Genomic DNA, 24,329 nt, shown 5'->3' with positions numbered 1-24,329 from the left:
TTAGATAGTTAAGAGTTAAGAATTAATAGTTAATAGTTCAGGTTGAAACTGGACTGCCAGTTTCTTTTGAATTTAAGGGAGTAAAATTTTGAGCTTGAGGGATAAAACTAGCCAAAGCTAAATTCAGGGTTTACAACCGTAACAAATGGGACAGGCGCGATTAGTTCAATTCCGTAAAATATAAAGTAGCTCTTATAATTTAATTACTATAAATAAAAAAGTTAGCCAGTCCCGTAGTTAGTTAAGAGTTAAAAATTAACAGTTAATAGTTGAGGAAGAAACTGGAATCCAGTTTCTTTTGAATTTAAGGGAGTAAAATTTGTATTTGAGAGATAAAACAAACTAAAGATATATTCAAAGTTCACAGCCGTAACAAGAAGGACAGGTTCGCTTAGGTTGTAGCACCATAAAAAACTTTAGTACTCAATAAAAAAGGCTAGATAAAATAAATTACCAAGCAAAGAACCAGTACTTGAGCTGCAAAGCAGCGTACCTGTTAGGTACTGGTTCTTTGCTTATCTTGTTATGGGAATATAGCAATTGTAGAATCTATAGTTTAATCGAAGAAAATAGCCACAAATGAACCTGTCCCACTTGTTATGGAATAAAAACTTAGAGATATTTTTTACTTAGATTTTATTAGTAAAACTAGATTCAAAAATACGTTGAGAATTACTAGGAACAAAGTGAGTAGTAATAACCACAACTTTTAACTATTCACTTTTAACTTTTAACTAAAAAAGTCCCTCTTGTGATGGAGGTTTAACTTTGGGTGATTGCTTTCTTAGATTTTATTAGCAAATCTAGATTTAAAACATGTTGAGAATTAATTGCTTGGAAATTTCACTAAATTCTTTAAATTACTATTTTATGTATTAATTATAAATGTCATCTTTCGATAATTTAAGAAGAAGTTAAATTATAAAAATTATTATATGCTATTCTTGGATTTGATATGTTTTTATAGTAAACTAAAGGAAAATAAGTATAATATTATAATTTTTATAAGTTATTGTATTGAATTTGTTTATAAAGTAATTTTTAATATTTACATATTCTTTGAAAGGAGAAAATTTATGAGAAAAGGGTTAAAGCTTGTTGCCAACCTTTTGTTAATTTCAACTATTGTTTTAGGTTCCACATTAAGTTCTATAGAAGTTTTTGCAGCTAATAATGATTTAATGGGAATGAAAAAATTACATGGAAATGATAGATTTAGCACTGCTGTTGAAGTTAGCAAAGATGGTTGGGGATATAGTAATTATGTTATTATAGCTAATGGTTTTGGTTTTGCAGATGCATTATGTAGTGCACCGCTTTCTAAAACATTAGATGCACCGATACTTTTAACAGATAAAACATCTCTTCCGACTTCAACGAAAAGAGAAATTGAACGTTTAGATGCAAGAAGAGTATATATAGTTGGAGGAACTGGTGCAGTTAGTGCTAATGTTGCAAACCAACTAAAAGATATGGGACTAGCTGTTAGTAGAATTAGCGGTAGTGATAGATATGAAACATCACTAAATGTTGCAAAGGAAATAAATAAAACTAATACTGTAAAAGATGTGGTAGTTGCATCTGGTGAACAGGTGTCCCAGGGGGTAGATGCACTATCTATTGCACCTATTGCTGGAGATGCAAAAATGCCAATAATATTAAGTCCTAAAAATTCTATGACATCATCATCTAGAACATGGTTAAATAGTAAACATGTACATGCAACTTATGTTATAGGTGGAACTACTGCACTTTCTAACAATGTATTTAAACAAGTTCCAAATGGAAAAAGGTTAGAAGGCAGAAATAGGTATGAAACTAATTTAGAAATATTACAAGAGTTTAGTAACTACTTAGACTTTGACAGTGTTTATATGGCTAAAGGAGAAAAATCATCAGTAATTGATGCATTAACAGCAGGACCAATTTCTGCTAGAGAGGGAAATCCTCTAGTTTTAGTTAGTGATACTTTAGACCTAACGCAAGAAAAGTTCTTATCAAAATATACACCAACACATCTTACTGCTATTGGTGGACAATTAAAAGATGAAACCATATATCAAGTAGGCAGAGTTTTAAATAGAGAAATAGCAACAGGTGTAAGTAAAGTTATCATAAATGATAAGAGAAGAATAACAGTTGAATTCAATGGAATTGTTAATGGTTATGAGGCTTCCAAAAAAAATAACTATACTATATGCGGAAGTATGGTTCAAGAAGCAACAATACAACCAGATTATAGAACTGTTGTTTTAAGATTAAAATACGATTTAGATAAGAGTGCTCTTTTAAACTTTGAAGGTGAAGCGGAAAATATATTAGGAATAAATATGAACTATATATTTAATAAAGGTAATACTAATATAGAAGATAATGTAACTGACGGAGATAAACCAAGAGTTTTATATGTACAACCTTTAGATACTATAGAAGAAGGCGGAAATAAACTTTTAGTTAAATTCTCTGAAAAAGTTATGGAGTCAGATGCAAGAAGATTTGAAAATTATAGAATTAAGAGAAGAGATGGAAGTTATTTAAGAGTAAACGACATTGCATTCAATAAAGAAACAGAAGACGAGGCAATTTTATATACAGAAAGCTTAGATTATGCAGGTAGATATTTAATAGAAATTGATGGAATTAAAGACCTTGCAGAAAATATAATGGAACCATATAGTAACTATATAGATATATTTGATACAGGTGCATTAAAGGTTATTGAATATAAAGTTAGAACTGGAGAATACTATAATTCTAAAAAAGTTGATATTATATTTAATAAAAAAGTAGATAAGATAATGTCAACGCAAACTAGAAATTATAGGCTGTTAGATGCTCAAGGAAAACCTATAAATGATGCTGTTACTCCACCTATTTTTGATGAATATTCTAGGGATAGAGTAACTGTAGATCTTATAAATCTAAAATATGATGGAGATTATACTTTAGAGGTTTCAGGAGTTACAGATTTATCAGGTAATACTATTGCAAGAACTAAACTTGAATTAAGAAATTTAATAGTTGAAAAACCAAAAGTAATAGATACTGATAATATATATGTAAGCAATGTAGGTAGTGATGGAAAATGTATAGTTAAATTTAACTTTAATCAAGAGTTAAATAAAGATGATGCTACAGATTCCAGAAATTATAAAATTGTTTATGATGGGTTTAGCAATGATCATAATATTGATGAAATTAAATATGACTATGGCAGTGGAAAATCAACAGTAACATTATATTTAAGTAATGTAATTGATGGTAATTATACTTTAACTGTTGATGGAATAAGAAATATTGAAAACTTTTCAATGAATATGCAACAAATTCATTTTAAGGTTAAATAATATAATATCTTAAATTTGAAAAGTTGACTCAAAATAATATTTTATTTTGAGTCAATTTTTAAATTGTATATATATATTCAATGTCTATATAAAAATATATTTTTCAATTATTTAGTAAAATAATCACCAAATATCGATGTAGTTTTAAAATAAGTTAAAAAATAGGAAACTTTATAATATGTAAAAAAATAAAAAATAAATTTTAAGATTTAATAATAAAGAAAAAAGTCAAATAAAAAAATAAAAAGTCAAATAAAAAAATAAAAAAAATAAGATTACGCTACAAGTTTCGACAAATTAATATAATGACATATGATATAGTTAAATTGTAGTAAAAATATATATTATAACCGAATACAAATATTATACTAACGCAATAGGTAACTTTTCAGTTATGTGACTAAGAGTAATTTTTAGAAAACAGAAAGAAAAGCTTTACTAAATTAATCTCAAAGATAATTAATATCCTACTTAATGTTATTAAGTAGGATATTAATTTTAAAGAATATTAATTAAAACTGTAGAATCAAATATCTTAGTGTTGATAAAAAGCGTTAGATAGGATAAATAGTAAAGTAAATTATTGGTACGTAAGCTCTATCTAAAAGTATTGCTTTTACCAATATATAGAGTTATAATCGATTTGTAAACGTTGTTATGAAAAAGTTGTTTTTATATTATAAAGAAAAGCTTGTCATTTTGTTGGCAAGCTTTTGTAATAATAAATTTTAAGAATATGTAATATATATTCTTAAAATTTTATTTGATATTTTAACCTTAAAATTTAAAGAATTTAGTGAAAAGTTGAAATTTTTAATAAGTATAAATATATAGTATTCTAATGCTGCATATAGAACAATTCATAAGGCAGGGGGGATTTTTGTGATATGTTTTAAATGTGGTACTAAAGTTAAAAGGGTTACAAGCTATTGCGATAAATGTGGTGCATTTATTGGATATAATGATAAAAAGTTAAAAGACAGATTTAAAGGGAAGATGAAAAGCTATAAATTAAAGATTAGAGGATTGCCTATTCAAATGAAGGTAATGTTAGGTATAGAAATTATGGTTATTTGTATGTTTTTTATGGGATAAAAGATTAATTTAGTACATTTTTCTATTATAGCTTAATAAATTTATATATTTTACGATAAAAGTTATAATTGGAATTTTAAATTCTAATTATAACTAATTATGTTAGGAGGGGGAAAGTTTTGAAACGATGTTTTAAAATTTTGTCTTCATTTATTATAGGATTAAGTATAATAATGAGTTCAATACCTACTTTTGCTGCAGTAGATATTGGAACAGATGTGAAAAAAATATATGGTAAGGATAGGTATGCTACAGCAGTAGAAGTTAGCAAAGAAGGTTGGAAAAATACTGATGTTGCTATAGTAGCAAACGGGTTAGGATTTGCAGATGCTTTGTGTAGTACACCACTATCAAAAGCTATAGATGGACCTATTTTACTTACAAGTCAGGAAAATTTACCTACTGATACAAAAGATGAGTTAAGAAGATTAGGAGCTAAAAGGGTTTATATAATAGGGGGAACCGGTGCAGTAAGCACTAAGGTAGAAAAAGAAATAAAGGGTATGGGTATAAAAATATCTAGGCTAGGTGGAGCTAATAGATATGATACATCTCTTGAAGTTGCAAAAGAATTGAGTAAGTTTGTAAATATAAATAATATTATGGTTATATCAGGAGAGGAAAGTACCCAAGGTGCAGATGCACTTTCTGTTGCACCATTAGCTGCATTAAACAATATGCCAATGTTACTTACATCTAAAAAAGAAATGCAAAGTAATATTAAAAGTTGGATAAATAGACAATATCCAGACAATACATATGTAATAGCTTCAAACAAAACTATAGATGATAAAACAGTTGCAGATTTACCAAGAATTGAAAGAATATATGGAAAAGATAGGTATGATACTAATTTAAAGGTTTTAGATAAATTTAATTTTTATTTAGAATATGATAATGTATATGTTGCTCAAGGAACACCACCAGGAACAGTAGATGCACTAACTACAGGACCTTTAGCAGCTAAAAAGTCATCACCATTACTTTTAGTATCAGATAAAATATTATCATCTCAGAAAAGTTATTTAAAAGGTATAACAGCTAATGAAGTTGTAGGTGTTGGAGGCATGGTAGAAAATAATATTTTATTAGATTCTGCTCAAATATTTGATAATAGAATTGCTACGAAAGTTAAAAGTATGACTATATTAAATAGAAGAAATATAATATTGGAGTTTAATGGAATAGTAAAAGAGTCTCCAGCTAATATAAAAGAAAACTATGAGATATTAGGAACTAATATAATAAAATCAGAATGTATAGATGGATATGATAAAGTTCAACTTACATTTAAATCTGATCTGACAGACAGTAAAATAAGTACATTAGAAGGTAAAATAAGTAATGTTGTAGGGAAAAACATTACAATAGGTTTTGATAGAAAAGATATACCAGTAAAAGATATGGTAACAGATAAGGTGAAACCTAAAATTTCTAATATAAGTGTTTTAGATTTTGCTGATGGAACAGGTGCAAACGGAGTTAAGAAAAAAATCACCATCAAGTTCAGTGAAGATGTTAATGAAGAAGATGCAAGAAATATAAAAAATTATAAAATAACAGACAAAAATGGAGATGAACTTAGAATTTTAAAAATAGAGTTTGATAAAGCAGTGCCGAGTGAAGTTAACATAATAACTCCAAGCGTTAATGATACATCTAATTATAAATTAGAAGTAAAAGGTATTAGAGATTTATCAAATAATATAATGGACCCATATTCTAAAACTATAAGTTTAAAAGATACGACAAAACCAAAGGTAATAAACTTTGAAATTACTAACACTTCTGCATCTAATATAGTATTTATTGATATAACATTTAGTAAGCAGATGGATGAAAAATCAGCTACAACTGTTAGTAATTATATAATTAAAGACTCAACAGGAAAAACTGATTCTAAAATGATTAAGGATATAGAGTTCAACCATCTTACAAAAGATAGTGTAAGACTAGTTATAGAAAATATTGCTTTAGATGGTACATGCAATATGACAATAAAGGGTATAAAAGATACTGTAGGAAACATTATGGAACAATATGATACTAAGTTAGTACTTAATTTAAATAGACCTAATATTATACGACCAGTTCCATATGATAATCCAGATAAGTCAGATGTAAATAAATTTGTTATAAGAGTTGAGTTTGATAGAACAATGAATAGTAAGGATGTTGAAAATATTAGAAATTACTCATTAATTTGTTCAGAAAATAATGCTTCAATTGGGATTGAAAGTGTAAAATATGATCCAAATACTAGAGTGGCAACAATTGTTACTAAAACAGTAACTGAAGAAGGGGATTATACTCTTACAATTAGAGGGGTTAAAGATTCAACAGGAGTAGAATTAGAGACACAAGATGTATCAATGCATACTAAAACTATTAAAAGACCAGAAGTTATAAAGGCTACATTAGATGAATCGAATACAAGATCTAAACAAATCACAGTAGATTTTAAAGAAAAAATGGACTCAGCAAGTGTTAGAGATGCAAGAAACTATGTTTTAACTAAGCTTACAGGTAATCCTAGTGAAGTGGAAAGTGTAGGAATTGATTCAATTCAATACAAAGATTCTAATACAGGGTGTAGTGCTATATTAAAAACTAAGGATTTTAAAAGTAATGGAAAATATATTCTTGCAGTTAAAAATGTAAAAGATAAAACAGGTGTAGGTGTTAGTGAAACTGAATTTCAGATTGAAATAAAAGATATTAAACCACAAGTTTTAGAGGTTTCAGGAGTATTAGAGGGATATAAAATTTTAAAACTTAATTTTAGTGAAGCAATGGCTGATAGCGTAAAGGATACTTCTAATTATACTTTAAAACATATATTATCTGAGAGCAATGAAGTAAGTATGAATATTAATTCAATAAATTTTGATGGAGAAAGAGAAGGTGGAATAGTTCTTTTATTAGATGATGAATTAGAAGCAAATGGAATCTATGAATTAACTGTTGAGGGAATTTCATCTAAGAATTCATATGATGGAGCGCAGATTGACATGGAAAAGTTTGATTTCAAGTTTAGGAGAAAAGAAAACCCAGTTAATAATAAAGATGTAATAATACAAATAAAATAAAAGAAAACTGATTAGAAGCGTTGACTTCTAATCAGTTTTATTTTATTTATGATTTAAAAAAAATAACATTGTATTTTCTTTTACTTGATTGATATAATGGCTAAAAACTTCACCTTCTTTAGGCGGATTAGATAGTATTTCTAGAAAAAGATATAAATAACAATCTTCACCTGTTTGGTTTTCGGAAAATTTAGACATAGCCCCACTATGACTAGATTTTATATCCTTGTTTCATGACAAATATGTTTCGAATCTTTGATTTCTTATTTCTTCTCATATGCCTAAATAGATGTTATTTTTCATAAGTAGTGATTGAATCGTTAACTTCTGCAACTTTTAATGAATTATTTTCTGACTTAAATAATATATCTTTTTTTAACAAGATTAAATTTAATATTTTATATATGTGAAATTTTAAATTTAAACAGTTTATAAAGTATTTATATTAAATTTATTGTAATTACCTATTATGTAACAAATTAAATAATATCGTCATAGTATATAGAGAAAACATTACAACTACTTGTAGTTTAATGGAGAACTATAGGAGGAGATATGTGTTATGAGTTTTAAGTCACCTATTGATGTTAATAAGTTAGATTATAATACTAGAAAAAAACTAGAAGCTATAGTTAATTTTATTAATGAACAACAAGGAAATAATTATACTGAAAATACAGAAAATGAAATTATAGAAGATGAAACTATAGAAAATTACGATGTAGAAGAATCTTGTGCTTATAATAATGGAGAAAATGGAAATTATTATTGGAATAATAATTGCCATAACCATCATGATAATTGTAGACCTCATCATGACGATTGTAAGCCTCATCATGATGATTGTCACCATCATCACGATCATTGCTGTCCGTGTCCAGATAATTTAGTAGGACCAAGAGGACCGCAAGGAAATCCAGGACCAAGAGGAGCACAAGGACCAATAGGCCCAATGGGACCACAAGGACCACAAGGACCAAGAGGTGAAAGAGGTCCAAGAGGTTGTGCGGGACCAATGGGACCACAAGGACTAAGAGGACCAAGAGGTGAAAGAGGTCCAATGGGACCACAAGGACCAAGAGGAGAAAGAGGAGAAAGAGGAGCAACAGGAGCAACAGGTCCAATGGGACCAAGAGGCGAAAGAGGAGCAACAGGYCCAATGGGACCACAAGGACCAAGAGGCGAAAGAGGAGAAACAGGGGCAACAGGAGCAACAGGAGCAACAGGAGCAACAGGCCCAATGGGACCACAAGGACCACAAGGCCCTCCGGGAACAATTCCAGGTGGTGTTGGAGTAACAGTAGCTTTTTCAGGAGAGGAAACTTGTCAAACAGTAAGACCAAATAATCCAATAGTGTTTAATACATTATTAGCATTAACTGGTCATGAAGACATACAAGTTCCAACAAACAGAATACCATTAGAGACTCCTGGATTTTACTATGCAAGCTGGAATGTAACTAATCAAGGACAATGTCCATCAGCAGTAGCATTAGTATTAAATGGAGAAATAGTTGGTTCAAGTGCAGGAAATTTAGGTGGAGAATCAACTTCTGGAAGTGCAATATTTGAAGTAAGAGAATCTGGAGAACTAGAACTTGTTAATATATGTTGTTCTTCATTAGTAATTGGAAGTTGCCAATGCGATGTTCCATTTGGTTGTACTTTAACAGTATTTAAAATATTAGAATAATAAATTAGGGTAACCTTTGTAGGTTACCTTTTTTGTGAAAATTAATAGCTAAAAATTAAAAGTTTAAAAAATTGACAATGGACAATTGACAATGTTGGTTGAAACTGAACTTCAGTTTCTTTGAATTTAAGGGAGTAAAATTTACGTTTGAGAGGTTAAATTAACCAAAGTTAAAATCAAAGTTTACAGCCATAACAAATGGGACAGGCACGAATGGTTTAATTCCGTAAAATAAAGAAGAGCTCTTTACATTTAAGTACCAAAAATAAAAGAAGTTAGCCAGTCCCTAAGGTAGTTAAGAGTTAAAAATTAATAGTTAAGAGTTAAGGATGAAACTGGACTACCAGTTTCTTTTAAATTAGAAGGGGTAAACTCTAAGTTTAAGAAATAAAACTAGCCAAAGTTAAATTCAGGGTTTATATCCGTAACAAATGGGACAGGCACGAATGGTTTAGTTCCGTAAAATAAAGAAGAGCTCTTTACATTTAAGTACCAAAAATAAAAAAAGTTAGCCAGTCCCCTAAAATAGTTAAGAGTTAAAAATTAATAGTTAAGAGTTGAGGAGGAAACTGGAGTGCCAGTTTCTTTGAACTATAGGGAGTAAATTCTAAGTTTGTGATATTAAATTAAACAAAGTTAGATTTAGGGTTTACAGCCGTAACAAGAAGGACAGGTTCACTTAGTTGTATCATCATAAAAAACTCTAGTACTCAATAAAAAGACTAGATAAAATAAATTATCGAGCAAAGAACCAGTACCTGTTAGGTACTGGTTCTTTACTTGTCTTATTATAGGAATACAGCAATTGTGGAATCTACAATTTAAACGAAGAAAGTAGCCACAAATGAACCTGTCCCACTTGTTATGGAATTAATACTGTAAAGATCTGATTGTTTAGGTGTGTTACTAAAATGGGTGATGGGGACCGACTTTGAGTATTATTGGAGAGAAACTAAAATCAACAAAAGCATCTATATGAAAGTATGGCAAAGTAGCCAATTACGCGTCTGTCCCTCTTGTGATGGAGGTAGAACTTGATATAGTTGCTTACTTAGTTGAGGGAGAAAGTTTTAGAAAATTAAGGATTAAGAATTATGAATTAAGAATTCAGGAGGAAAGTGGCAACCACTTTCTTTTTAATCTATTAATATAATTTGCATTGCAAATTTATATAAAAGTACGTTGAAAATTACTAGGAATGAAGTGAGTAGTAATAACAATAACTGTTAACTATTCACTGTTAACTTTTAATTAGCAAAGCGTTGCAACTGTTCGCTGTTAACTTTTAACTAAAAATATATAATATTTTTAAAGTATGCAGCTGTAACAAGAAGGACAGGTTCACTTAGTTGTATCATCATAAAAAACTCTAGTACTCAATAAAAAGGCTAGATAAAATAAATTACCGAGCAAAGAACCAGTACTTTAGCTATGAAATAAATGTAGAGAAATAGATTATTACATAAAAGACTTTAGATAATTTGCGAAAAATGGTAAAATCTAATATAGAAGATAGTTATTGTTATTTTTAAATTTAAAAAAAGTAAAATTAAAATAAAAATAAAAGTAAGGAGTATGAAAATGATAAAGAGAAGTAAATTTTTATCCATTATTCTAATAGGAATTATGGCTACAGTTTCGGTAATGCCTGTAAATGTTAAAGCTTTTGATTTATTTGGTAAAAGCAAAAGTGTACAACCTGTAATTTGTGAAAGAATACCTAATATTCCAAACGGTGATAGATATGATACTGCTGTAGGTATATCTCAAAAAGGATGGGAAAAGGGAAGTAATACAGTAATTTTAGTTACTGGAAATGGTTTTGCAGATGCACTTTCAGCAACTCCTCTTGCAGGAAAGTATGATGCACCAATTTTACTAACTCAATCTAATGAAGTTCCACAGTGTGTTTTAAATGAAATCAGTAGATTAGACCCTAATGAAATAATTATAGTTGGTGGAACTGCTGTTATAGATATTAATGTTGAAAATTGTTTAAATAAGTTTGGTAGAAAAATTAGAAGGATACAAGGACTTAATAGGTATGAAACTTCTGTAAGTATAGCAAAAGAAATTGGAGTGAAAAATGGTATAACAGTTTCTGATGGTATGGGTTTTGCAGATGCACTTTCAATAGCACCTATAGCGTCTAATTTACAAATGCCAATAATCTTAACACCTAAGGATTCTGTTGCATCAGAAGTGAAAAACTTTATATCAGAAAATAGTATTTCAAAAAGCTATGTGATTGGAGGAACATCAGCAGTTTCTGAAAATGTAGCAAATGAGTTTAAAAATGTAGAAAGAATTTCAGGTGCAAACAGGTTTGAAACAAATGCTAATATATTTAAAAAATTTATTAGTGACATAAGTTTTGATACTGCTTATGTTGCAACTGGTATGAATTATCCTGACGCATTAGCAGGTAGTGCATTAGCGGGAAAAACTAATTCACCATTAATATTAACAAATGGAAGTGTTATAGAAAATGATAATTTTGAATATATAAGAGGTCAAATGTCAAAAGAAATATACATATTAGGTGGACCAACTGTAATAAATGATTCTGTAATGGATACGTTAAAAAAAGAAATGGGATATGGTGAAATAAAGCATGTTATAGATAAGGATATTGAAGTAAAGCATAAGTCACAAGCTAAATTACCTACAACGGTGACAGCATTACTTACGGACGGAAGAGAAAAAGAAATTTTTGCTGAATGGGATGTAAGATCAATTGATACATCAAAAATAGGAACAAAATCTTATACTGGAGTAGCTATGGGTAAAGAAGTTACTTTAACTGTTAAAGTAGTTCCAGTAATAGAAAAACTAGATGACATGAGTGCAGTAATAGAAAAAGGTGATAACTTTACATTCCCTACAACAGTTAAAGCTACAATGAGTGATAATACTATAAAAGAATTTAATATTGTTTGGAATAGCACTGCTTTAGATAGCAATAAAGTTGGTACTTACAAATTTATAGGTACAATAGATGGTGAAGATAAAAAAGTAAATTTAACTGTTACAGTAAAAGATATATTTAGGGTTTTAGATATTAAATAAATAAAAACAATTAGAAATAGAAAATGAGACAGGGTTAAAATTAATTTTAACCCTGTCTCGCTTTTTGTATAAAGTTTAAAATTTTAACATTAACTTATATAGGGTTCCAAATTAAATTTTAAACTTATTCATTTATCAAATGAGAAAATTCAAATTAATATTTTATCAATAACTAACTGTATTTGTACTTATTTTCTCAACTAATAACAAAAATTTGATGTATAAATTTAAATTGGAGCTTGTTTCTCTATAATTTTATGAAGTGAGAATCTTAAATGAAAAATTATTTCCCTATAAAATTAACAATTAAAATTATTATTAAAACTAAAGGGATTGTATCTGATATCGAGTATTGTAGGAGGCACAATAATTTTAAGTAAAAAATTAAGTAATATGTAAAAAACAAGATATTATAATAGAAAAATGGTAGGATTTAAAACTTTAGAGCGATAAAATATTTAAAAAAAATTAAAATGATACTAAACTAAAAGCTGTTTAATTTCAAATATATAAAAAAATATATAAAAAATTAATCGAAAAATACTTAACTTAACTTAAAATTGTCGAAACAAAAATAAATTTTCTGAAAATAATATTGATTTTTAAAACAATGAATATTATAATATATATAGACGGTGAATTTACCGTTTGAATTTATTCTATAGCCAAACTAAATATTGTACATAAATAGAGGAGCAAATAATAGGCTAACAATTATGTGATAAAGTGAAGAACCACTGATAATAATTGTGAAGGGTTTATTTGCCGAAAGATTAAAATTGTTCTTAAATTTAATCTTGGGTGTAGAAAGGATATTTCTGCAACTGTCATAAGATTTTATGGTGCGCTATTTGTGTGATGAATTATGTTAAATTTCATTGCATCAATGGGTATTATATAATCTTTTGAAATTAAAAGAATATGTTATATAATGCTCTGATAAGTGCTGAAATTTTCAGTGCTTTTTTATTTTGTATAAAGTTATTTTATACAAAACATTGTATTTCAATTATTATATGGGGGTGGATTACATATGAAATCTATTATTAGAATGAGAATGAGTGCTCATGACGCACATTACGGTGGAAACTTAGTTGACGGTGCTCGTATGTTACAATTATTTGGAGACGTAGCAACAGAGTTATTAATCATTAATGATGGTGATGAAGGATTATTTAAAGCTTATGATAGCGTAGAATTTTTAGCACCAGTTTATGCAGGGGATTATATAGAAGCTGTAGGCGAAATCGTTAAAGTAGGAAATAGTTCAAGAAAAATGGTTTTTGAAGCTAGAAAAGTTATAGTTCCAAGACCAGATATAAATGATTCAGCTTGTGACGTATTAGAAGAACCAATAGTTGTTTGTAAAGCTAGCGGAACTTGTGTAGTACCAAAAGATAAAAAAAGAAAATAAGAAAATAAGAAATAGAATGAAAGTTTTATATAAAAAGATTTAGTAAATTGTTTAATATATTAATATTTCAATAAGAACGTTTAAAAGGGTTAAAAATATCAATAGATTATGGAAAAAACCTTTATTACAGGGAAGTTCTAAAGACTATCTGAATAAAGTAAAATTTTAAACAGACTATGATAACGTTTAGTTATAAAAAACTTGTTAAAAAAATAACAATAATTTATTTGTATGTGTATACAGACGCCAAATTAAATTATTAATGTGTTTTGAAAAGAGGGGAAAAATATGGATAAGTTAATTATTACAGCTGCTATATGTGGAGCAGAAGTAACAAAGGAAAATAATCCAAATGTTCCTTACACTGTTGAAGAAATAGGGGAAGAAGCTTATAAAGCATATAAAGCAGGTGCAAGTGTAATTCACTTACACGTTAGAGAAGATGACGGTAAACCAACTCAATGTAAAGATAGATTTAAAGCTTGCATTGATGAAATAAGAAAAAGATGTAAAGATGTTATAATTCAACCTTCAACAGGTGGAGCGGTTGGAATGTCTAATGCAGAAAGACTTCAACCAGTTGAATTGAAACCAGAAATGGCAACACTTGATTGTGGTACTTGTAATTTCGGTGGAGATGAAATTTTTGTTAATACAGAAAATACAATAAAAGAATTCGGAGAAAAAATGATCGCTTTTAATGTAAAACCTGAAATAGAGGTTTTTGATAAAGGTATGATCGATATGGCAATAAGATTAGAAAAAAAAGGTTATATTAAAAAACCTATGCACTTTAACTTTGTAATGGGTGTAAACGGTGGTATAAGCGCAGACATGAGAGATTTCTTATTCATGAAGGACAGTATACCAGCAGGAAGTACTTACACAGTTTCAGGAATAGGTAGAAATGAATTTACATTAGCTGCAATGTCAATGCTTGCTGGAGGACATGTAAGAGTTGGATTTGAAGATAATGTATATATATCAAAAGGTGTGCCTGCAGAATCTAATGCTCAATTAGTTGAAAAAGTAGCTAGAATAGCAAAAGAACTAGGCAGAGAAATAGCAACACCAGCTGAAGCTAGAGAATTGTTAAACCTTAAACCGCTAAGTGAGTAAGGTAAAAATTAGGGTTAGGTTAAGTTTAATATAGTTATTTTGGGGAATTTAATTATATAGAGAAATATTATAAAAAACGGATAGAAAAAACGTAGTTAAAAAACGTGATTTTGAAAGGGGATAATTATGAATAAAGGTTGCAAATACGGAACACATAGAGTTATAGAACCAAAAGGTGTATTACCACAACCAGCATTAAAAATAAGCAATGATATGAACATCTACGATAACGAGATATTAATAGATGTACAAGCTTTAAATATTGATTCTGCTAGTTTTACACAAATAGAGGAAGAAGCAGGACATGATATTGAAAAAATAAAAGCTAAAATATTAGAAATAGTTGCTGAAAGAGGGAAAATGCAAAATCCAGTAACTGGATCAGGCGGAATGTTAATAGGAACTATAGAAAAAATAGGAAAAGAATTAGATGGAAAAATAGATTTAAAAGTTGGAGATAAGATAGCAACACTAGTATCTTTATCATTAACTCCATTAAAAATAGAAGAAATAATAGATATTAAACCAGAAATAGACAGAGTTCAAATAAAAGGAAAAGCTGTATTATTTGAAAGTGGAATATATGCAAAACTTCCAGAAGATATGGAAGAAACATTAGCATTAGCTGCACTAGATGTAGCTGGAGCACCAGCACAAGTTGCAAAACTTGTTAAACCATGTGAATCAGTAGTAATACTAGGTGGAGCTGGTAAATCAGGAATGCTTTGCTGTTATGAAGCAGTTAAAAGAGTTGGACCAACAGGAAGAGTTATTGCATTAGTTAGAGATGAAAATGAAGCTGCAAGACTTAAAAAATTAGACTTTGGACCAACATTAGAAATAGTTATAGGAGACGCAACTAAACCAGTTGAAGTTATGGAAAAAGCTTTAGCTCATAACGATGGAAAAGAAGTTGATGTTTCATTTAACTGTGTAAATGTACAAAATACAGAAATGTCAACAATATTACCTGTTAGAGATGGAGGAACAGTTTACTTCTTCTCAATGGCAACAGGATTTGCAAAAGCAGCTTTAGGAGCTGAAGGTGTAGGTAAAGACGTAACTATGATGGTTGGTAACGGCTATACTATAGGACATGCAGAAATAACTCTTCAAGAAATAAGAGAAAATGAGAACTTAAGAAAAATGTTCACAGAACTATACGCTTAATTAAATAATTGAAGATTTATTTTAATAATATAGGGAAATTTTTGGTTTCAATTATAAAATAATAAAAACATTGTAAAAACAGGGTTGTCAAAATAATATTTTTTAAAAGCATAGAAAAAATATTTTAATAATGGGGGAAAATAATCATGGTAAATAGAAGATATGAATTATTTAAAGATGTTACTGACGAGCAATGGAATGACTGGAGATGGCAAGTTAAAAACAGAATAGAAACAGTTGAAGAATTAAAAAAATACATACCTTTAACTGCAGAAGAAGAAGAAGGAGCTAGACAATGCTTAAAAACTTTAAGAATGGCTATAACTCCTTACTATCTATCATTAATTGATCCTAGTGATCCACATGATCCAATAAGAAAACAAGCTATACCAACAGCTTTAGAACTTAATAAATCTTGTGCAGATCTTGAAGATCCATTACATGAAGATACAGACTCACCAGTTCCTGGACTTACTCATAGATATCCAGACAGAGTTTTATTATTAATAACTGATATGTGCTCAATGTATTGCAGACACTGTACAAGAAGAAGATTTGCAGGACAAAGCGATGATGCTATGCCAATGGCAAGAATTGATAAAGCAATAGAATATATCAGAAATACACCTCAAGTTAGAGACGTATTATTATCTGGTGGAGATTGTTTATTAGTTGATGATAAAACTTTAGAGTATATCATAAGTAAATTAAGAGAAATTCCACATGTAGAAATAGTAAGATTAGGTTCAAGAACACCTGTAGTTCTTCCACAAAGAATTACTCCAGAGCTTGTTTCTATGCTTAAAAAATACCATCCAGTATGGTTAAATACACACTTTAACCATCCAAATGAAATAACTGAGGATTCAGCAAGAGCTTGTGCTATGCTTGCAGATGCAGGAGTGCCACTAGGAAACCAAAGTGTTTTACTAAGAGGTGTTAATGACTGTGCTCATGTTATGAAAAAACTAGTTAATGAGTTAGTAAAAATAAGAGTTAGACCATACTACATTTATCAATGTGACTTATCAATGGGATTAGAACACTTTAGAACACCAGTTTCTAAAGGAATAGAAATAATGGAAGCTTTAAGAGGACATACTTCTGGATACTGTGTTCCAACATTTGTTGTTGACGCTCCAGGTGGTGGTGGAAAAACACCAGTTATGCCAAACTACGTTATCTCTCAAAGTCCAGAAAAAGTTATATTAAGAAACTTTGAAGGTGTTATAACTACTTATACTCAACCTTCAGATTATACATCTGATTGTCACTGCGAATCTTGCAGAGGCGAAAAACAAACTCATAAGGTTGGAGTTGCTGGATTATTAAATGGAGAAGCAATGGCTATGGAACCAGTAGGTCTTGAAAGAAATAAAAGACATGCTGGAAGCGAATGTAGCTGTGGTGAAGTTGCTTCATGTAAAACAAACTAATATTAAAGTTAATTAAAAGAGGAGAGAGAGTATTCTCTCTTTTCTCTAAAATTTAACTTAATTAGAGAGTTTAGTGAATATTTTAGATTTAATAAGAGGCTATGAAAGTTTATCTATCATTGGCATGAACAAAAATGTAGGAAAAACCACTACATTAAATAAAATTTTAGAAGATACAAGGGGCAAGTATACTCTTGGATTAACTTCAATTGGCCGTGATGGAGAAGAACTAGATAGAGTTACAGCAACTGAAAAACCAAGGATTTATGTTGAAAAGAATACAATTATAGCTACAGCTAAAGAATGTTTATTCAATAGCGATATAACTAGAGAAATTTTAAAAACTACTAATATACACACTCCAATGGGTGAGATTGTTATATGTAGGGCCTTAAGTGACGGATATGTTGATTTAGGAGGTCCTTCTGTAAACTCTTATATGGCAGATATAAAAAATGAACTTTTAGACTTTGGATGCGACTTAGTAATTGTTGATGGTGCTTTAAGTAGAAAGACTTTTGCATCTCCCACGATAACAAAAGCTACTATTTTATCCACCGGAGCAGCACTTTCAAGGAGCATGAGAAAAGTTGTTGAGGAAACTTCGCATACTGTAAATCTTCTAAGTTTACCCCATGAAACAAATGAAGATATATTAAAGATATGCAATGAAGAGTTTGAAGATAAAAGGGTTGGAATTATATTTAAAGATTTGACTTTTAAATCTCTAAATATAAAAACTTCTTTAGAAGCAGCAAAAGAAGTATCATCACTTTTAGATGAAAACGTAGCATATGTCCTTATAAGAGGAGTTTTAACAGATAGCGTTATAGAAGGAATTATGAAATCTACTAATTTTTATAAAAAGATAACTTTCCTTTGTGAAGATGGAACTAAATTATTTTTATCAAAAGATAATTTATACAAATTTACAAAACAAGGAGGAGTTATTAAGGTTTTAAGTCCTATAAAGGTTTTGTGTGTTACAACAAATCCAAAATCTCCATATGGATATGAGTTTGATAAGCAGAAATTTGTTGATGCTTTGAAAGAAGAACTTGATATACCTGTTTTTGATGTAATTGGAGGAGTATAGTAATGAAGTTTTTAGATAATGAACAGAAAAAACAAATTGGTTTTGATTTTCTTATGGAACAATTACAAACTATAACATTTTATGGTTTAGAAGAAAAAAAGAAGTTAAAACCATATAAAAAAGATGAAAGAGCTAATTTAATTGTTGAACTTGATGATTTAGATAAGCTTATAAAGGCTATAAATGACAATAAAGATAAATTTAGTGAAGTACAAAGACTTTTAAGAAAAGTAAAAGATATAAAGAATTCTATAAAAAGAATGCTAAAAGAAGAAACCTTAGATGAAGTAGAATTATATGAAATAAAATATTTTTCCATGATTATAGAAGAACTAAAAATAATTATAGAAGACTTAAATTTACAAATTGAATCCATAAACTTTATTTCTCTTAAAGAAGTTATAAAAATTTTAGATCCAGAAGATAAGAATATACCTACTTTTTATATATATGACGATTATTCCAATGATTTAAAAGAAGTTAGAAGAAAAAAATCAAATATAGAAAAGAAGATATTTTCAACAGATGATGATGATACAGTATGTACTTTAAAAGAAGAAAGACTAAAACTTGTAATTGAAGAGGAAAATGAGGAACTAAGAATAAGACAAGCTCTTACAAAATCCTTGAAAGAGTTTGGAGAGAACATATTATATAACATAAAATGTATAGGAATCCTTGATTTTAAAATAGCAAAAGCTAAAATGGCAATTGATTATAATGCTATAAGGCCTAATATTATAGACCATATGAATATTGAACTTGTAGAGGCTTTTAATCCAGAAGTAAAAAGTGTTTTAAATAAAAAAGGAAAGAATTTTACCAATCAAACAATTACTATAAAAAGCGGCACAACAGTAATAACTGGAGCAAATATGGGAGGAAAAAGTGTAACTTTAAAAACTATAGTTCTAAATTTGTTTTTAGGACAAATGGGATTCTTCGTATTTGCAAAAGAGGCCACCTTCCCAATTTTAGACTTTATACATTTCATATCTGATGATATGCAATCTATATCTAAAGGTCTTAGTACTTTTGGAGCAGAGATTATAAAGTTAAAAGAAGTTGTTGAATGTGTAAAAAGAGGAGATGGATTTGTAGCATTAGATGAATTTGCTAGAGGAACAAATCCAAAAGAAGGTTTTTATCTTGTAAAATCCTTAGCTTTATATTTAAATAACTTTTCAACTATTAGTTTAATATCCACTCATTATGATGGAATTGTTGAAGAAAACATGGAACATTACCAAGTTATTGGACTTAAAAATATGGACTTTGAAAGTCTAAAATATAAGATAGATTTAAATAAGACAAAATCAGTAGAGACTATACAACAGCATATGGAATATAGATTAGAAAAGGTATCAAAGGAAGATAAAGTTCCTAAAGATGCTTTAAACATAGCTATGTTATTAGGTCTTGATAATGAGATTGTTGATATAGCAAAAGAATTTTATGAAGAACAAAAGGCATAAGCTAGAAATAATTAAGAATTGGGAATAAAATTTCATTTTGTTTCATTTGTCTCTTGTCTAATAAAAATAAAATTCTCAATTCTTAATTCTTAATTTTAATTATTATTATTATTTTATAGGGGGTATGGCAATGGAAAGCAAATTAAACTTAAATTGGGAACTTGTAAACAAAGCTAGAGAATCAGCAAAAAATATTGCTAAGGATACTCAAGAGTTTATAGATAGACATACAACTGTTGCAGTTGAAAGAACAATTTGTAGATTACTTGGAATTGATAATGTAGATGAATTTGGGGTTCCACTACCAAATGTAGTTGTAGAGAACATAAAAAATGGAAATGGTTTAGGAATTGGAGCATCTAAATTTATTGGTAATGCTATGGTAGAGACAGGACTTTCTCCACAAGAAATAGCAGAAAAAGTTTCAAAAGGTGAATTAGATTTAACAAAATTACCTATGCATGATGACTTTGAAATAAAAATGGCTATATCTAAAATTGCTAAAGAAACAGTAACTACAATAAAAGCTAACAGAGGAAAAAGAGAAGATTATTTAAAAGAATTTGGTGATAAAACAGGTCCATATTTATATGTTATAGTTGCAACAGGAAACATACATGAAGACATAATACAAGCTAAAGCGGCTGCAAAACAAGGTGCAGACATAATAGCTGTTATAAGAACTACAGGTCAAAGTCTTTTAGACTATGTACCATATGGAGTAACAACTGAAGGTTTCGGTGGTACTTTTGCCACTCAAGAAAACTTTAGACTTATGAGAGAAGCTTTAGATGAAGTTGGAGAAGAATTAGGCAGATACATAAGAGTTTGTAACTACTGCTCAGGACTTTGTATGCCAGAAATAGCAGCTATGGGAGCATTGGAAAGACTAGATGTAATGCTTAATGATGCGCTTTATGGAATACTATTTAGAGATATAAACATGCAAAGAACTCTAGTAGATCAATATTTCTCAAGAATAATAAATGGTTATGCAGGAGTTATAATAAATACTGGAGAAGATAACTACTTAACAACAGCAGATGCAGTAGAAGAGGCACATACTGTTTTAGCTTCTCAATTTATAAATGAGCAATTTGCTTTATTCGCAGGATTACCAGAAGAACAAATGGGACTTGGACATGCTTTTGAAATTAATCCAAATGTTGAAAATGGATTTTTATATGAACTTGCACAAGCTCAAATGGCAAGAGAAATATTCCCAAAAGCTCCATTAAAATATATGCCTCCAACTAAATTTATGACTGGAGACATATTTAAAGGACAAGTTCAAGATGCATTATTTAACATGGTTACAATAATGACAGGACAAAAATTACATCTTCTTGGAATGTTAACAGAAGCTATACACACTCCATTTATGAGTGATAGAGCTATTTCAATAGAAAATGCTAAATATATATTTAATACAATGAAAGATTTAGGAAGCGAAGTCACATTCAAAAAAGACGGAATAATGGACAGAAGAGTAGAAGAAGTTCTAGGAAAAGCTGCTGATTTACTAAATGAGATAGAAAAAGAAGGTCTATTTACTACTATAGAACAAGGTAAATTTGCAGGAATCAGAAGACCTTTCAATGGTGGAAAAGGACTTCAAGGTGTTGTGGAAAGAGAAGAAGGTTACTTCAACCCATTTATAGAATTAATGTTAGGAGGGGACAAATAATGAGTGGTGGATTATATTCAACAGAAAATAAAGATTTTGATAAAACTCTTGATTTGACTAAACTTAAACCTTATGGCGATACAATGAATGACGGAAAAGTACAAACAAGTTTTACCCTTCCAGTTGAGGATAATGAAAAAGGTGTTGAAGCTGCAATACAATTAGCTAAAGCTATGGGACTTAAAGATCCTAACGTAGCTCATCATGAAGCACTAGATAAAGAATTTACTTTTTATGTTGTTTATGGGTCATTAATTCATACTGTAAACTATGAAGAAATTCATGTACAAACTGTAGAAGTTGATACAATGGACATGAAAGAAGTTGGCGAATATATAAAAGAACATATAAAAAGAGAAGTTGTAATTATAGGTGCAAGTACAGGAACAGATGCTCATACTGTTGGTATAGATGCTATCATGAACATGAAAGGTTTTGCAGGACATTATGGTCTTGAAAGATATGACATGATAGATGCTTACAACTTAGGAAGCCAAGTTGAAAATGAAGAATTTATTAAAAAAGCTATAGAACTTAAAGCTGACGTTTTATTAGTTTCTCAAACAGTAACTCAAAAAGATGTTCACATACAAAACTTAACAAATCTTGTAGAGCTTTTAGAAGCTGAAGGATTAAGAGATAAAGTTATATTAGTTTGTGGTGGACCAAGAATAACTCACGAGTTAGCTAAAGAACTTGGTTATGATGCTGGATTTGGACCAGGAAAATATGCTGATGATGTTGCATCATTTGCTGTTACAGAAATAGTGGCAAGAGGCCTACAATAAAATATATGAAAAGAGTTATCTTTAGGATAGCTCTTTTTTTAATTGGAAAACAAGAGTTTAACAAATTGACAATTTATTTAGGAATTGACAAAGGACAATTGACATTTGACAATTATGGAGGAAACTGAAGTATCAGTTTCTTTGAACTATAGGGATTAAATTCTAAGTTTATGATATTTAAACAAACAAAAGCTATATTCAAAGTTCACAGCCGTAACAAATGGGACAGGCACGAATGGTGTATACCCATAAAATAAAGAGTAACTCTTCAAATTTAGTTATCATAAATAAAAAAAGTTAGCCAGTCCCCTTAAATAGTTAAGAGTTAATAGTTAGAAGTTCAGGATGAAAGTGGAAACCACTTTCTTTTTAATCTATAAATATAATTTGCTTTGCAAATTTATAAAAAAATACGTTTAGCATTACTAGGAAGGAAGTGAGTAGTAATAACAATAATTATTAATTGTTAACTCTTAATTCTTAACTGAAAATATGTAATATTTTTAAAGTGTGCAGCCGTAACAAATTATATAATTGACAAAGGACAATTGACATTTGACAATTATGGAGGAAACTGAAGTATCAGTTTCTTTGAAATATAGGGATTAAATTCTAAGTTTATGATATTAAACAAACAAAAGCTATATTCAAGGTTCGCAGCCGTAACAAGAAGGACAGGCGTATCTAAGTATATTTTCCATGAGTAATTTTTAAAGTGAAATCATAATGTTATCAATAAAATCTAAAGCAATCGAAGCCGGTCCTAAAATAGTAGCTTTGCTGCATAGAGGTTTGGGACCGACTTCGAGTATCATTGGAGAAAAACTAAAATCAACAAAAGTATCAAGCCTAAAGTACAGAAAAGTAGCCAATTACGCGTCTGTCCCTCTTGTGATGGAAATAGAACTTTGAGTGATTGCTTGCTTAGATTTTGTTAGTAAAACCAAATTAAAAAAATACGTTTAGCATTACTAGGAACGAAGTGAGTAGTAATAACCATAATTAGTAACTCTTAACTCTCTTAACTCTTAATTAAAGAAGTCCCATTTGTGATGGAGCCAACACTAGTAGTAATTGCTTATTTAAAAATTTCACTAAAACTAATATAGAGGTAGTGGTTCTTTGCTTATTTTATTATGGGGATAAAATAAAAATATTTGTTGTTCAGGCATTTTATCTTATTATATATAAGTACTAAAATTTTTTGAAATGGTATTTTCAAAGTTATAACATAGTATAAAGTATTGGATTCTAACTAAAAAAAATGGGTAATTCAGTACTAATAGTAAAATTATTTTGGAAATTATATTGTTTAAATATAAGGTATTCACGAATAAATAAACAGGATTAATATTGTTAATTTTAAATAAGAATGTATCTATGTAGTGTTGCAATTGAATAAGATACAAATTAAAATGTAAAAATGTATCAAATAAAGGGAAAAACAAAATTTAATATGAAAATGTCGAAAAAGTAATAGTAACAAAATAAAAAAATAAAAATCTAAATAAATCATAAGAAACAATATTGCAAAGAAAAAGTAGCGAAGTATAATAAAAATATAACATGAATTTAAGTATTACAAGGTATAAAAAATAATTAAAGACATATTTAAATATATTTTTAGAAGTTTGTTTTGCTAAAAAGTATATCACATCAAAATTTTGAAAGCACATATAGTTTACTTTAAAATTACATCTTAAAGTCTTACTGTAATTATTTAAAGTACATTAAAATCCCAACATAATTATTAGTAAATCTAATTTAATAAATATACAACAAAAAGTTAATGTAAATTTAACAAATGGAATATTTATACACAAACTTAACGGAAAATTTTTAAATGGTTAT

14 protein-coding genes and 1 riboswitch are annotated in these 24,329 nt (G+C 29.0%); of the genes, 13 read left to right on the top strand and 1 reads right to left on the bottom strand.

Translation table 11 applies throughout. The features are described 5' to 3' along the window. Positions 1-1,076: 1,076 nt before the first annotated feature. The 3 genes from ACYUE0_RS13155 to ACYUE0_RS13145 all read left to right on the top strand — a co-directional run bounded on the left by ACYUE0_RS13155 (position 1,077) and on the right by ACYUE0_RS13145 (position 7,531). Positions 1,077-3,347: a cell wall-binding repeat-containing protein gene (locus tag ACYUE0_RS13155; protein WP_460270936.1), complete on the top strand. Its 2,271-nt coding sequence runs from the start codon at positions 1,077-1,079 to the stop codon at positions 3,345-3,347. 882 nt (positions 3,348-4,229) lie between these two features. Then, positions 4,230-4,442, top strand: a complete 213-nt coding sequence (locus ACYUE0_RS13150; RefSeq protein WP_460270935.1) for a hypothetical protein — start codon at positions 4,230-4,232, stop codon at positions 4,440-4,442. Positions 4,443-4,561: 119 nt separating this feature from the next. Beyond that, the gene (locus ACYUE0_RS13145; protein ID WP_460270934.1) at positions 4,562-7,531 is read left to right on the top strand and encodes a cell wall-binding repeat-containing protein; all 2,970 of its coding nucleotides are present in this window, start codon (positions 4,562-4,564) and stop codon (positions 7,529-7,531) included. 42 nt (positions 7,532-7,573) lie between these two features. Here the strand turns inward: ACYUE0_RS13145 and ACYUE0_RS13140 are convergent, their stop codons facing one another. After that, a complete protein-coding gene (locus tag ACYUE0_RS13140) occupies positions 7,574-7,729 on the bottom strand; it encodes a hypothetical protein (protein WP_460270933.1) in 156 nt (51 codons plus the stop codon). A gap of 364 nt (positions 7,730-8,093) precedes the next feature. On the opposite strand from ACYUE0_RS13140, the gene ACYUE0_RS13135 reads away from it, so the two are divergent. The 10 genes from ACYUE0_RS13135 (at position 8,094) to kamE (ending at position 22,478) form a co-directional block, all read left to right on the top strand. Beyond that, entirely contained in the window at positions 8,094-9,224 is a 1,131-nt protein-coding gene (locus ACYUE0_RS13135) for a complement C1q domain-containing protein (RefSeq protein WP_460270932.1), read from the top strand. A gap of 1,581 nt (positions 9,225-10,805) precedes the next feature. Further along, positions 10,806-12,293, top strand: coding sequence for a cell wall-binding repeat-containing protein (locus tag ACYUE0_RS13130; RefSeq protein ID WP_460270931.1), 1,488 nt, complete (start codon positions 10,806-10,808; stop codon positions 12,291-12,293). 680 nt (positions 12,294-12,973) lie between these two features. Continuing rightward, positions 12,974-13,151, top strand: a riboswitch (Lysine riboswitch). 175 nt (positions 13,152-13,326) lie between these two features. Beyond that, positions 13,327-13,707, top strand: coding sequence for a 3-aminobutyryl-CoA ammonia lyase (gene kal / locus ACYUE0_RS13125; protein WP_010293644.1), 381 nt, complete (start codon positions 13,327-13,329; stop codon positions 13,705-13,707). Between the two features lie 288 nt (positions 13,708-13,995). After that, positions 13,996-14,826: a 3-keto-5-aminohexanoate cleavage enzyme gene (gene kce, locus ACYUE0_RS13120; protein ID WP_460270930.1), complete on the top strand. Its 831-nt coding sequence runs from the start codon at positions 13,996-13,998 to the stop codon at positions 14,824-14,826. A 126-nt stretch (positions 14,827-14,952) separates the two neighbouring features. Then, on the top strand, positions 14,953-15,996 hold the full coding sequence (kdd, locus tag ACYUE0_RS13115) for an L-erythro-3,5-diaminohexanoate dehydrogenase (protein ID WP_460270929.1): 1,044 nt from the start codon (positions 14,953-14,955) through the stop codon (positions 15,994-15,996). A gap of 146 nt (positions 15,997-16,142) precedes the next feature. Beyond that, positions 16,143-17,432: a lysine 2,3-aminomutase gene (gene kamA / locus ACYUE0_RS13110; protein WP_061995458.1), complete on the top strand. Its 1,290-nt coding sequence runs from the start codon at positions 16,143-16,145 to the stop codon at positions 17,430-17,432. 73 nt (positions 17,433-17,505) lie between these two features. Then, positions 17,506-18,528 carry a lysine 5,6-aminomutase reactivase subunit KamB gene (kamB, locus tag ACYUE0_RS13105; RefSeq protein ID WP_460270928.1) on the top strand — a complete coding sequence of 341 codons (1,023 nt, stop codon included), beginning with the start codon at positions 17,506-17,508 and terminating at the stop codon, positions 18,526-18,528. Between the two features lie 2 nt (positions 18,529-18,530). Beyond that, entirely contained in the window at positions 18,531-20,003 is a 1,473-nt protein-coding gene (gene kamC / locus ACYUE0_RS13100; protein WP_199870320.1) for a lysine 5,6-aminomutase reactivase ATPase KamC, read from the top strand. A gap of 130 nt (positions 20,004-20,133) precedes the next feature. Then, entirely contained in the window at positions 20,134-21,690 is a 1,557-nt protein-coding gene (gene kamD / locus ACYUE0_RS13095) for a lysine 5,6-aminomutase subunit alpha (RefSeq protein ID WP_061995460.1), read from the top strand. After that, positions 21,690-22,478 carry a lysine 5,6-aminomutase subunit beta gene (gene kamE, locus ACYUE0_RS13090; RefSeq protein ID WP_061995461.1) on the top strand — a complete coding sequence of 263 codons (789 nt, stop codon included), beginning with the start codon at positions 21,690-21,692 and terminating at the stop codon, positions 22,476-22,478. Before kamD ends, kamE begins: the two co-directional genes overlap by 1 nt. Positions 22,479-24,329: the final 1,851 nt, after the last annotated feature.

Source organism: Clostridium sp. CTA-19 (assembly GCF_054767855.1).
Note: the sequence above shows the minus strand (reverse complement) of the source record. Positions and strands in the feature narration are given on the sequence as shown.